The sequence below is a fragment of the Mycobacterium sp. NGS56 genome (assembly GCF_059812425.1).
The window spans coordinates 1-13104 of record NZ_JCALCQ010000019.1 but is presented as its reverse complement, the minus strand read 5'-3'; the positions used below and the strand labels follow the sequence as shown (position 1 = coordinate 13104).

The following is a 13104-nucleotide window of genomic DNA, read 5'->3' as shown; positions in this document are numbered from 1 at the left end:
GAAGACGCATGCCTGGAAGCGAAGCACCGTATGACGCCATCGTCGTCGGCTCAGGAGCCGCTGGATCGTGGGCTGCCAAGGAGCTGACGGAAGGCGGACTGAGCGTTGTGTTGCTCGAGGCCGGAAGGAACCTAGACATTCCCCACGACTTTCCTGCCGACGCAGAAATGCGCGTGATGGGGATCGGGGGGCGGATCAAATGGGCGATGAAAGGCCAGCATATCCAGGTGCGGTGCTCGTCCTTCGCCGAGACCACCAGGCAGTTCTATGTGAGCGACCGGGACAATCCGTATACAACGGCCAGGCGAAACAGGTTCCTGTGGTTTCGGGGCCGTCAACTGGGCGGACGCCTGCACACGTGGTGGAGACACGTGCCACGGATGTCGAATTACGAGCTCAAGGCCGCTAGCGTTCGCGGCGATGGTCTGGATTGGCCCTTGTCCTACGAAGACCTTGCGCCGTACTACGACGTGGTCGAGCGGACGCTTGGCGTGTATGGGGAGAACGCGGACATCGCGAATTGTCCGGATGGACAGTTCATCGGGCCTGCGAAGACAACAAAGATCGAGGAAGCGTTCCGGAGCAATGTCGAGCAACGCCTTCCGGACGTGCGTGTGACGTATGCCAGGAAGACCAAGTACGACACGAATAGGGTCCCGCTTCCCGTCAGGCTCGCTATGGCGACCGGTCGCCTCGAAATTCGGACCGACGCCGTCGTGAGCCGACTGCTGATGGATGCGGGGTCGCGGAAGGCGACCGGGGTTGAATACGTCGACCGATTGACGAAGGAGACGCGGACGGTACGCGCTAAGGTCGTCGTGCTGTGCGCGTCGGCGATCGAGAGCGTCCGGATCCTGCTGAACTCCAAATCCGACATCCACCCGGCAGGTGTGGGTGGATCCTCGGGCCATTTGGGTCGTTATCTGTGCGACCACGTCGCCTACACGCAAGTTGGCACAGTGCCCGAGGCAGATGTCGAGGCCGATCTGAACGAGGATGGCTTCGACTTCGGCGGAACGGGCCTTTACATCCCGAGCTTCTGCGAGAAGGAATCACCAAACTTCCCCGGCGGCTACGGAATCCAACTGGGAGTTGGCCGCGCCGCGCCGGTGTGGATCATGAGTGCATTCGGTGAAATGCAGCCTCGGTATGAAAATCACGTGTCGCTCGACACCAGCGTGAAGGACGCCTGGGGAATACCGGTAGCCAGGATCCAGTGTGCTCATTCGCCCAGCGATGTCGACATGGTTGCGCACATGAAGCGAAAGCTTCCAGAAATCGCATCCGCCGGCGGTCTGCCTGTCGACAAGAGCCTCGAGATCGGTCGCTGGAACATTCCGGTGCGGCGCCTTCAATCGCTGGTCCTCGCCGAGTGCGGCGCGTTGTGGCCCGGTGGGGCCATCCACGAGACCGGGGGCGCCCGGATGGGTGACGAACCGGAGAACTCGGTGTTGAACTCCTACTGCCAGTGCTGGGATGCGGACAACGTATTCGTCACCGACGGCGCGTGCTTTGTCTCGCCGGGATTCCAGAATCCCACACTCACAATGATGGCCCTGACCGTTCGAGCGTGTCGATTCATCGTCGATGACTACGTGAAGTCTGTGAGCTGAATGGATTATCGGAAGGTCGCCGGCATCGAGCAGCCGGTCTCTCGGATCGTCTTCGGCACCGATCGACTGCGGGGCCGCGGACTGCCGGGCTTGCCCAGTCGAAGCCTTGAGCGACAAGCCTTTTCGCTTCTGGATCGGTCTTTCGAGCTCGGGTGCAACGCGTTCGACACGGCACGCATCTACTGGGACAGCGAACGAACGCTGGGGGCCTGGATCCGGCAGCGCCGGAACCGCGACCAGATTGTGGTCATCAGCAAAGGATGTCATCCCAACCTCTTGTCGAAACGTCCGCGACTCTCTGCGTCCGACGTGACGCACGACCTGCACGCATCCCTCAAGGCGCTCGGCACTGATTACATCGACCTGTACCTGCTGCACTACGACCACCCCTGCGCGCAGGTCGAGCCGATCATGGAACGCCTCAACACTCACATTGGCGAGGGCAAGATCCAGGCGATAGGCGCGTCGAACTGGTCTCACGAACGAATCGCCGTCGCCAGCGCGTTCGCCGCGGGCAGCGGGCTGCACCCATTCAGCGCGTCGAGCGTCCAATTCAGCCTTGCTGAGTGGAAAAGACCTCCCTGGCCCGGCGCTGTGACGCTCGGAGGGGATGAGCAGCGCGGCGCACGAGAATGGTATTCGACGCAGGGGCTTTCGGTGTTCGCATGGTCCAGCCTCGCCCGCGGTTTCTTCTCCGAACACTACGATCCGAAGCACCCCGGCGGCAACCGGGTGAGCCGCTGGAGCGAATCTTACTTCGGCACCGAGTCGAACGTCGAAAGGCTAAGGCGCGCAACCGCAGTCGCGCGAGACCGCCAGGTCACCGTGGCCCAGGTCGCACTGGCGTACGTACTCTGCCACCCCCTTGAGGCATTTGCCGTGGTCGGCTGCACGACGGCTGAGAAATTCGCCGACAACGTCAGCGCGCTGTCGTTGAAGCTTGATGACGCGACGCTTCAATGGCTCGCCGGCAGTTGAACCCCGAGCCGAAAATTCTCCTAGCGACACCTCAGCGACTCCGCGGCTCCGGCCCGCGCGGCGCGCGACTCCGCGAAACGCTGCTAACTTTGTGAATCGGACACAACATCTTTCGGATGACGGCACTATGTGTCAGACGACAAACAGCGAGCGGGGGATGGTGACAGGACACACTTTGCCAGGCGGGCGCACCCGGACGGGTAGGCGGCTGACATCGCGCCGGGCGCGGCGTCGGTTCGACGGACCCGAACGCGTGCTCGCCGGCCCTGCCACAACCTCAACCGCCCTCCGAACGGAGCCGCGCGGCGAATGTTAGCTTATCTCAATAAGGCGCCGCGGCTTTTTCACCAAATCGCACTCGGGGCAATCGTCTATATAGCTCGGCTCCCGCTGATCCGGGACGTTATTTCAACGGTCGAGATATATTTTCTGGGACGAACCATAGACCACACGATGACGTCTGGACCCACTGGCCGCGCAATGGGCTACCTATTTCGGAATCACGACCCCGAGCTGACCGCGAAAGAGATCTACCGGGACACCTTTTCTCCCGAGCGGCTGAAGCAGGGCTACCAAAGCCAAATCGGCCAGGACTTATTTCTGAATCGATGGTTCTTCAACAATCGAGGGCCCGGCTTTTTTATTGATGTCGGCGCATACGACGGAGTCGTAGGCAGCAATACGTTCTACTTCGAGAAACATTTGCAATGGCGCGGTATTGCATTCGAGCCCAATCCGGCGACATTTGAGACGCTGAAAGCGAATCGCTCCTGTCGCTTGATCCAGGGGTGTGCGTACGATGAAGACGGCCAGATTTCCTTCCTCGGATTGTCGAAAGATGGGCAGGGTAAGGCTAAGTCGCGTCCACCGGGGAGTTTGCTGTCGATGATATTCGACTCAAGCCACGGGGGAACCATGTTGGGGGGAATACCCGAACACATGAATCAAGTTCGGTGGGTGGAATGGATAGGTAAGGCCATGAAACTCGAGCGAACTGTAGAAACCGTGCCTTGCCATCGTATCGATACCGTACTCAAGGAGTGCGGCGTGAAAACCGTGGATTACCTCTCAATCGATGTCGAAGGTGCCGAACTCGAAGTTCTGCGGGGTATTGACTTCGATAGGGTGCAGGTAAATGTCATAAGCATAGAGCACAATCATGAGTTCTCTAAAGTCTATGACTTGCTGACAACATCGGGCTTCGAGTATGCCGGTCTACTTTTCTTTGACGAAATCTTTGTGCACAAACGTCCGCGCTATTCCTGGGACGTCTAGCCCGGATCTTCCTGCGGGCGAGTTGGCGCAGGGCGCCGCACGATGGGTGAAAGGCTGATTCCGCGATGAAGGTTGTGCTGGCGAGCTATGGAACTCGTGGCGACGTCGAGCCCTGCGCCGCCCTTGGCCGTGAGTTGCTGCGCCGCGGGCACGAAGTGCGCATGGCAGTCGCGCCTGACCTGGTTCGCTTCGCGGAGTCGGCTGGGCTTGACGCGATCGCTTACGGGCTGGAGACACGGGTTTTGCTAGGAGCCTATCGCGACTTCTGGATGTCTTTTTTCGGCAATATCTGGAGGGTTCGAGATCTGCGTAGGTTGTGGGCCGAACTCCGGGAGCCGGTAACCCAGTGCTGGATGGACATGAGCACCACCCTCACGTCGCTGACTCAGGGGGCCGACCTGCTATTCACCGGGTTGGCTTTCGAGCGTCCTGCCGCCAACGTGGCCGAGCACTACGGCATTCCGTTGGCCACGCTGCACTACGTCCCGGTGCGGCCCAACGGCCAGTTCGTGCCATTCTTGCCGGCGCCGTTGGCCCGCTCGGCGATGAGGGCGTTCGACTGGCTGGATTGGTTTGTGGAGAGAAAGGTCGAAAACGAACAGCGCCGTCATCTCGGTCTGCCAAGGGCAAGGCGCCCCGCACCGCGACGGATCGCTGAACGCGGATCGCTGGAAATCCAGGCCTACGACGAGGTGTGCTTTCCCGGGCTGGCAGCCGAATGGGTGAAATACGACGGCCGCCGGCCGTTTGTCGGCGCGCTGACGATGGAGACGCCGACGGATGCCGACGAAGAAGTCGGGTCGTGGATTGCCGCGGGACGACCCCCGATCTTCTTTGGCTTCGGCAGCATGCCGATCACCTCGCCGGCCGACACGCTTGCCATGATCAGTGCGGCTTGCGCGCAGCTGGGTGAGCGGGCATTGGTTTGCTCGGGCTGGAGTGACTTCAGTGATCTCCCGCATTTCGAACATGTCAAGGTGGTGGGTGCGGTGAATTTCGCCGCCATCTTTCCCGCTTGCCGCGCGGTCGTGCACCACGGTGGCGCGGGCACGACGGCCGTAGGCCTTCGCGCCGGAGTGCCCACGTTGATCCTTTCGATGGACGTCAATCAGACACTCTGGGGAACTCAGATCAGAAGACTGATGGTCGGCACCACCCGTCGCTTCTCGCGTACTACCCGCGAATCGCTGGTCACGGACCTCCGCACCATTCTCGACCCGGACTACGTCGCGCGGGCGCGCGAGCTTGCCGCACGGATGACGGATCCCGCCGAAAGCGTGGCGGCCGCGGCTGATCTGGTGGAAAACTTCGCGCGGCCGCGCCGTGTCGGCTGAACCGGGTAAGACCACCTATCGAGGCAGTCCAAGGCACGTGTGAATCCTTCAGAACCGGGGCGAGGGGCGCTTTAGCTCAACGGCCTTAGTGGCGGACGTCGTCCGCCACACCGCTGCACGAAATCTGGGTGGGACCGCGCAATCTCCTCGGAAAAGACTGCCTCGACGTTGTCAACTAAACGTCGGACATACACGCAAAGGTGGATTGCACAACCACGATTCGATGTCGCGTTTATTACAGTTTCTTACCGCAACTGGGATGGTCGCCTATTGGCGTGAACGGCCCCAACATCGCGTTTGACCACCAAAAATTACCTACCGCTTAACAATGGCGCCAAGCGCAATCGCCAATGAAATACCATCGCGGGGCCCGTGTAAGTTGACGGGGGCGTTCTCATTGGGAACACTCGTATAAGCGATCGGAAGCCGCCGTTGAGCGAGCGGCGGCACCCGAGGTGGTTCGTAGACTACGAACAACGAAGCCGAACTCGTTGCAGTCCGCGTCCGCCAGCTCTCGGATCGGCACGCAGCCAAGCCCGTTGGCATGTCACGAAACCGAGAGCTGTCGTTGCCAAACCCCTCGCAGCGCAGGGGTCAGAGCTGTGTCAGGCATCACCTTCGCTAGCACCAGGAACTTTGCCGAAACACCGGACAGGCCAGGTGGCCTCCAGTACCGTTTTCAAAGGAGTTTCGCCCACGTTGACTAGAGGTATGGAGAATCGTGAGTGTCAATCCGTTCGACGACGAAAGTGGCAGCTTTTTCGTCTTGGTTAACGACGAGGAGCAGCACAGCTTGTGGCCAACCTTCGCCGACGTCCCCGCCGGCTGGCGGGTGGTGTACGGCGAGGCCGACCGCGCTGCGTGTCTGGACTACATCGAACAGAACTGGCCCGATATACGGCCCAAGAGTCTGCGCGACAGGCTGGCGGCGGACCGGGCCTCTGACAACTAGACCGTGGGTTTTGGGGGAGTCGTATGGGACCTGATGACCAGTCACTTCCGCTGACAAGGGGTCAGCTGGACATCTGGCTTGCCGAGGAGACAGGTCGCTTCGGCGCCAGGTGGCAACTGGGTGTGTTTGTGCGGATCGCGGGTCCGATCGACACCGATTTGTTTGAGTCGGCGATTCGTCGTGTGGTGCGTGAGGCCGAGCCACTGCGAGCCGCCTTTTTCCAGGTCGATGGCCAGGTTATTCAGACGATCGTTCCTGACCCGCACGTTGAGCTCGCACGCTATGACCTCATGGGATCGCCGAATCCCGAACAGGACGCTTATCGGCTCGCATCGTCGATTCAGCGAACGGCGATGCCGCTCAGTGGCCCGCTGTTTAAATTCGCCTTATTGCAGACGCGCGTAGATGAATTTTATTTCTTTGTGTGCTGCCATCACATAGTCACCGATGGAATTGGCCTCGCTCTAGTCCTCCACCGAATAGCTACCACCTATAGCGCTATTGCTTCTGGTGAGGCTATTGCTCCCACTTACTTCGGGTCGCTGCGTGATCTGATTGATTGCGAGTTGGAATACGAAGCGTCCCCCGATTACCTTGACGATCAGGAGTACTGGACCAGGAACCTGCCGCGGCAAGGTGAACCGCGCTATCGGCTCGCGGACGCCGCGAATGGAAATCAGGGCGATGGATCGTCCGTGCCTGTTCAGTTGGACTCCCTCGCCGTCGCCGGGATCGACAAGTTGGCGAAGACGCTTGGCATGCGTCGATCGTCGGTGATCACGGCGGCGTGCGCGTTGCTGGTCGGTGGGTGTGACGTCGAGAGTTCGGAAGTCGTATTCGATTTTCCGGTGAGCAGGCGTGTGCGTCAGGAGTCAAAGACGGTGCCCGGGATGACTTCCGGGGTGGTGCCATTGGTGTTGAAAGCGGCGCCGGGTTCGACGGTCGCCAGCTTTTGTGAGCACGTCGACACGCGAATCCGGGAAGCGTTGCAACATCAGCGATTCCCGGTGCACTCTCTCGAGAATTCGGCGCATTTGCGCGGCTCCGGCGAGGGGCCGGACCGGGTCGCGGTCAACTTCATTCCCACAACGCACCTGGCGGATCTTGCTGGTTCTGCGGTGACGGCGACCCTCACCCATGATGGTCTCGGGGATCAGTTCAGGCTAACCTTCTTCCGCGACGATGATCACCTGTTCCTCAGCACTCCTGGTGCGGGGCAATTGCTTCCGAACTGCGATTTGCGCGATCTGGCGAAGCGGTTGGAGCGGGTGTTCGTGGCGATGGCTGCTGACGCGGGTCGGCTGCTGTCGTCAGTGGATCTGGTCGACGAGGTCGAACGGGCTCGCTTGGGCGCGTGGGGTAACGAGGCGGTCTTGACCGAGCCGGCGGTACCCGCGGTGTCGATTCCCGCGGTGTTCGGCGCGCAGGTGGCCCACGCGCCCGACGCGGTGGCGTTGGTCTGTGGGCAGCGATCATGGACCTACCACGAACTCGATGAAGCGGCTAATCGATTGGCCCATCTGCTCACCGCTCAGGGAGCAGGTCCGGGGCAGTGCGTGGCGTTGCTGTTTTTCCGCTCGGCTGAGGCAATCATCGCGATGTTGGCGGTGCTGAAGACAGGGGCGGCGTACCTGCCGATTGATCCGGCGCATCCGAGGTCCCGGGTGGAGTTCATGCTCGGCGACGCTGCACCGATCGCCGCGGTCACCACCACAGAGCTGGCCGATCGACTGAATGGGTGTGACCTCGCGGTCATCGATGTCAACGAAACCGCCGCGGACACCCACCCCTTGACCGCGTTGCCTGGGCCGACCGCGGATGATCTTGCCTACATCATCTTCACCTCGGGCACCACGGGTGTGCCCAAAGGGGTGGCCATTACTCATCGCAACGTCACCCAGTTGGCCTTCTCGCTCGATGACGCGGGCCTGCCGCCCGGGCCCGAGCGGGTGTGGTCGCAGTGGCATTCGTATAGCTTCGACATTTCGGGCTGGGAGATCTTCGGCGCGCTCCTGCGCGGCGGGCGGCTGGTGGTGGTACCTGAGGCGGTGGCCGCCTCGCCGGAGGATTTTCACGACTTGCTGGTGGCTGAGCGGGTCAACGTACTTAGCCAAACCCCGTCAGCGGTCGGGGCGCTGTCGCCCGAGGGTTTGGAGTCGGTGGCCTTGCTGGTCGGCGGCGAGGCGTGCCCTGCCGAGGTGATGGATCGGTGGGCGCCGCGGCGGGTGATGATCAATGAATATGGCCCGACCGAGACGACGATGTGGGTGGCTATCAGTGCGCCCTTGACACCCGGGTCGGGCGTGGTGCCGATCGGGTCCCCGTTGCCGACGGCGGCGTTGTTTGTGCTAGATGGGTGGCTGCGGCCGGTGCCGACCGGGGTCGTCGGCGAACTCTACGTTGCCGGTGCCGGGGTGGGCTGTGGCTACTGGCGTCGGGGCGGGTTGACCGCATCGCGGTTTGTCGCAAGCCCTTTCGGTGGCTCAGGTGCGCGGATGTATCGCACGGGAGATCTGGTGTGTTGGCGCCCCGACGGGCAGCTGCAATACCTCGGGCGCGCCGACGAGCAGGTCAAGATTCGTGGACATCGCATCGAGCTCGGTGAGGTGCAGGCAGCTCTTGCCGCGGTGGAGGGGGTCCAGCAGGCGGTGGTGATCGCCCGCGAGGACCGTCCCGGCGACAAGCGCCTGGTGGGCTACCTCACCGGCGCAGCGGACCCTGGTGCGGCGCGCGCCGTATTGGCTCAACGGCTGCCCGCGTATATGGTCCCGGCGGCTCTAGTCGCGGTGGAATCGCTGCCATTGACCGTCAACGGCAAACTCGATAAACGGGCGTTGCCCGCGCCCGAGTACCAAGACACCGGTGGGTACCGCGCTCCCGACAACCACACCGAAGAGATTCTGGCCGCTGTCTACGCTCAGACACTCGGTGTCGAGCGCATCGGCGTTGACGACTCGTTCTTCGACCTGGGTGGGGATTCGCTGCTGGCGATGAAGGTAGTGGCCCGGGCCCGTGCCGCTGGCGTCTTGTGCCGGCCGCGAGACATCTTCGTGGAGCAGACGGTGGCCCGGCTAGCTCGAGTTGCCGTGGTGGCCGTGGGCAGCGAGGACGGCGTAGCGGATGACGGCGTAGGCCCGGTATTGGCCACCCCGATCATGCGCTGGTTGCAGGACATTGATGGTCCAGTCGAGCAGTTCAATCAGACGATGGTGGTGCAGGCTCCCGCGCGAGTCACCGAAACCGACGTAGTGGTGGTGTTGCAAGCCCTGCTGGATAGCCATCCGATGTTGCGGCTGCGTGTCGACGACGATGGTTCCGGCGGCTGGTCTTTACAGGTGCCTGAGCCTGGGTCCGTGGATGCCGGCGAATGCGTGCAATCGGTGGATGTGCTGTCCCACGAGGCTATGGTGAAGGCGCGGTCGCGGCTGAATCCGGCCGCCGGGGCGATGCTCAGTGCGGTGTGGGAAGCGTCAACAGGTCAGTTGGCATTGATCATTCACCATCTCGCGGTCGACGCGGTGTCTTGGCGGATACTGCTGGAGGATCTCAATACCGCATGGGCGCAGCTTCACGGCGGCCAGCCGGTGGCGTTGCCGGCCGGAGGCACGTCGTTTGCGCGGTGGGCGTCGCTGCTGGTTGAGTATGCCGGCGCCGCGGAGGTATTGAATCAGGCCGAGGCGTGGCGTGAGGTGGCGGCCGTTTCAGCGGCGTTGCCGGCAGTGCAGCCTGGGGTGGATACGTTTGCCACCGCAGGCCACCTATCGATGGAGCTGGACGTTGACACGACCCGGACGTTGCTCGCCGAGGTGCCTGCGGCATTTCGCGCCGAGGTGGACGAAATTTTGTTGATCGCGTTCGGGTTGGCGTTGACGGAATTTTTGGGCACCCATGGCGCCCCTGTGGGCATCGACGTCGAGGGGCACGGGCGACATGGAGAGCTGGCCGCCGACGTTGACCTTTCCCGCACTGTGGGGTGGTTCACGGCGAAATACCCGGTGTCGTTGACGATCGGTGAGGTGAGCTGGGCGCAGGTGCGAGCCGGCGAAAACGCCCTCGGAGAGGCGATCAAAGCCGCCAAAGAACAGCTGCGCGCCCTCCCTGATCCGCTGACTTACGGCGTGCTGCGCTATCTGAATGCCGATGTTGACCTGACCGGGTTCGATTCTCCGATTGGGTTCAACTATTTGGGACGGCTGGGCGGGCCTGCTTTATCTTCGTCATCAGGCGATGTGTGGCGCATCAGCGAAGAAGGTTTGTCGTTGACCGCCGCATCCGCCGGGGTGCCGATGCCACTGCTGCACACTGTGGAGCTCAACGCGGGCACCGTGGACACCGATACCGGCCCGCATCTGCACGCCAGCTGGACCTGGGCGTCCTCGGCGCTGGAACGCGCGCAGGTCAGCCGGCTAAGCCGTTTGTGGTTCGACGCCTTGACCGGCATTTGTGCGCATGTCCGGCGGGGCGGGGGCGGGTTGACGCCCTCGGATATCGCTCTTGCCGGTCTCAGCCAGCAGCAGATCGACGAGCTCCAGCGACAATATGCGGATTGCTGACGTCCTGCCGCTGACACCGCTGCAGGAGGGGCTGCTTTTTCACACCAGCACAGCGGTGGGCAGCGACGACCTTTACGCGGTGCAGCTGGATATCACGGTGGTCGGGCCGCTTGATCGGCAACGCCTGTGCGACGCGGTGCACGTAATGCTGAACCGGCATCCCAATTTGATGGCCCGCTTCTCCGACCAGTTCGACAAGCCGATGCAGATCATTCCGGCGGACCCCGCAGTGCCCTGGCGGTATGTCGAACTGTCGGGCGACATCAACGTTGATGTGGAAGACCAGGTTCAGAAAGTCTGCCTTGCAGAGCGCGCCGCCGTCTGCGACCTCGCCAACCAGCCCGCCTTCCGGGCGGCCCTGATACGCGTCGCCGAAGATCGGCATCGGATTGTGTTGACAATCCACCACATCGTGGTGGACGGCTGGTCCCTCCCGATCCTGGTCGGGGAAATATTCGCGAGCTACTACGGGCAGTTTCTCCCCGCGGCGACCCCTTATCGAAGTTTTGTCAGCTGGCTGGCCGATCGGGACCTCGAGGCCGCCCGGGCAGCCTGGCATCAGGTTCTCGCAGGGTTCGAGCACCCGACGTTGGTCGGCCCGCCCGACCGATTGAAGGTTGGCGAGCGAGACGTCGCGTCGTTTCGGCTTTCCGTGGACACCACCCGGGCGCTCGGCGAACTCGCGCGCTCTTGCCATACCACGGTCAACACCGTGTTACAGGGCGCTTGGTCGCAGTTGCTGTGCTTGCTGACCGGCCAGGCAGATGTGGTGTTCGGCGTCACGGTCTCAGGTCGGCCTGCCGAGGTCGTCGGCGTGGACTCGATGGTGGGGTTGTTGATCAACACCGTCCCCGCACGGGCTCGCATCACGCCGACAACCACCACGGCGGACCTGCTCGATCAACTGCAAAGCGATCACCTCAACACGCTGGAGCACCAGCATTTGGCGCTGCGCGAGATTCACCGCATCACCGGCCACGACCAGTTGTTCGACACGCTGTTCGCATTCGAGAACTATCCGATCGACACCACCGCGTTGTCGGGCGCCGACGGGTTGGCCATCACCGAGTTCAGCAATCGCGAATACAACCACTATCCGCTGGCGATCCAAGTCCTGCCAGGGGCCGAGTTAGGCCTGCGGCTCGAATTCGACACAAATGTGTTTGACGCGGCCAGCATTGAGGTGTTGATCGAGCGGTTGCAGCGGATATTAGCTGCGATGGCCACCGATCCGGGTCGGCGGCTTTCATCGCTGGATGTGCTGGATGCCGGTGAGCTTGTCCGATTGGAGGGCTGGGGCAACCGGGCGGCGCTGAGGCGGCGGGCGGTGTCGGAGGTTTCGATTCCGGCGTTGTTTGCTGCGCAGGTGGCGCGGGCTCCGGAGGCGGTGGCGGTTAGTTTTGAGGGCCGATCGCTGACATACCGCGAGCTGGATGAGGCCGCGAACCGGTTGGCGCACCTGTTGGCCGGTCATGGTGCGGGGCCGGGTCAGCGGGTGGCGTTGTTGTTGTCACGGTCGGCCGAGTCGATCATGGCGATCCTGGCCGTGCTCAAGACCGGGGCGGCGTACGTGCCGATCGACCCGGCGGTGCCGCCGGCGCGGGCTGAGTTCGTGCTCGGTGATGCCAAGCCGATCGCTGCGGTCACGAGCAATGCACTTCTCGACCGGCTGGATGGACATGACGTGCTGGTCATCGACGTCGACGATCCACGCATCGAGACGCAACCGAGCACCGCGCTGCCGGCGCCGGCCGCCGAGGACGTCGCCTACCTGATCTACACCTCGGGCACCACCGGTGTGCCCAAGGGCGTGGCGATCAACCACCACAATGTCATCCAACTGCTGGACGCGGCGGGCAAAGATATGGAGCTCGCCGGTCAGGTGTGGTCCCAGTGGCATTCTCTGGCCTTCGACGTCTCTGTGTGGGAGATGTGGGGCGCGCTGCTGCATGGTGGGCGGCTGGTGGTAGTGCCTGAGTCGTTGGCGCGCTCGCCGGAGGAATTCCATGCGTTGCTGGTGCGTGAACAGGTCAGCGTGCTCAGCCAAACGCCCTCGGCGTTTTATGCGCTGCAATCCGTCGGCGCTCAATCACGGGAGCCCGAGCGAGGGCTCGCGCTGCAGAGTGTGGTATTCGCCGGTGAAGCGCTCGACCCCCAACGTGTTGGGAAGTGGCTGCAGCAACACCCGGGATTACCGCGACTGATCAATATGTACGGCACCACCGAGACGACGGTGCATGCCTCGTTTCGCGAGATCGTCGACAGCGACACCGTGAAAAGTGCGAGCCCGGTCGGGGCGCCGTTGGCGCACCTTTCCTTCTTCGTGCTGGACGGCTGGCTGCGTCCGGTGCCGGCCGGTGTGGTCGGCGAGTTGTATGTGGCCGGTTCGGGGGCGGGGT

5 protein-coding genes and 1 pseudogene are annotated in these 13104 nt (G+C 62.5%); all 6 read left to right on the top strand.

Going from position 1 to position 13104, the window contains the following annotated elements:
• Positions 1–8 precede the first annotated feature (8 nt).
• The gene (locus tag AC5Y4F_RS25795) at positions 9–1613 is read left to right on the top strand and encodes a GMC oxidoreductase (protein WP_499999401.1); all 1605 of its coding nucleotides are present in this window, start codon (positions 9–11) and stop codon (positions 1611–1613) included.
• Complete coding sequence (locus tag AC5Y4F_RS25790) at positions 1614–2591, top strand: aldo/keto reductase (RefSeq protein WP_067933315.1); 978 nt, start codon at positions 1614–1616, stop codon at positions 2589–2591.
• A 309-nt stretch (positions 2592–2900) separates the two neighbouring features.
• Entirely contained in the window at positions 2901–3866 is a 966-nt protein-coding gene (locus AC5Y4F_RS25785; RefSeq protein WP_067933314.1) for an FkbM family methyltransferase, read from the top strand.
• A gap of 65 nt (positions 3867–3931) precedes the next feature.
• Entirely contained in the window at positions 3932–5200 is a 1269-nt protein-coding gene (locus AC5Y4F_RS25780; RefSeq protein WP_499999398.1) for a glycosyltransferase, read from the top strand.
• A 721-nt stretch (positions 5201–5921) separates the two neighbouring features.
• The gene (locus tag AC5Y4F_RS25775) at positions 5922–6152 is read left to right on the top strand and encodes an MbtH family protein (RefSeq protein ID WP_067933312.1); all 231 of its coding nucleotides are present in this window, start codon (positions 5922–5924) and stop codon (positions 6150–6152) included.
• Positions 6153–6175: 23 nt separating this feature from the next.
• A pseudogene (locus tag AC5Y4F_RS25770) lies at positions 6176–13104 on the top strand (amino acid adenylation domain-containing protein); the annotation flags it as partial.

Excerpts from the sequence above, each read along its gene's own strand:
- AC5Y4F_RS25795 (WP_499999401.1), top strand. The coding sequence starts at position 9 with ATGCCTGGAAGCGAAGCACCGTATGACGCCATCGTCGTCGGCTCAGGA.
- AC5Y4F_RS25790 (WP_067933315.1), top strand. The coding sequence starts at position 1,614 with ATGGATTATCGGAAGGTCGCCGGCATCGAGCAGCCGGTCTCTCGGATC.
- AC5Y4F_RS25785 (WP_067933314.1), top strand. The coding sequence starts at position 2,901 with ATGTTAGCTTATCTCAATAAGGCGCCGCGGCTTTTTCACCAAATCGCA.
- AC5Y4F_RS25780 (WP_499999398.1), top strand. The coding sequence starts at position 3,932 with ATGAAGGTTGTGCTGGCGAGCTATGGAACTCGTGGCGACGTCGAGCCC.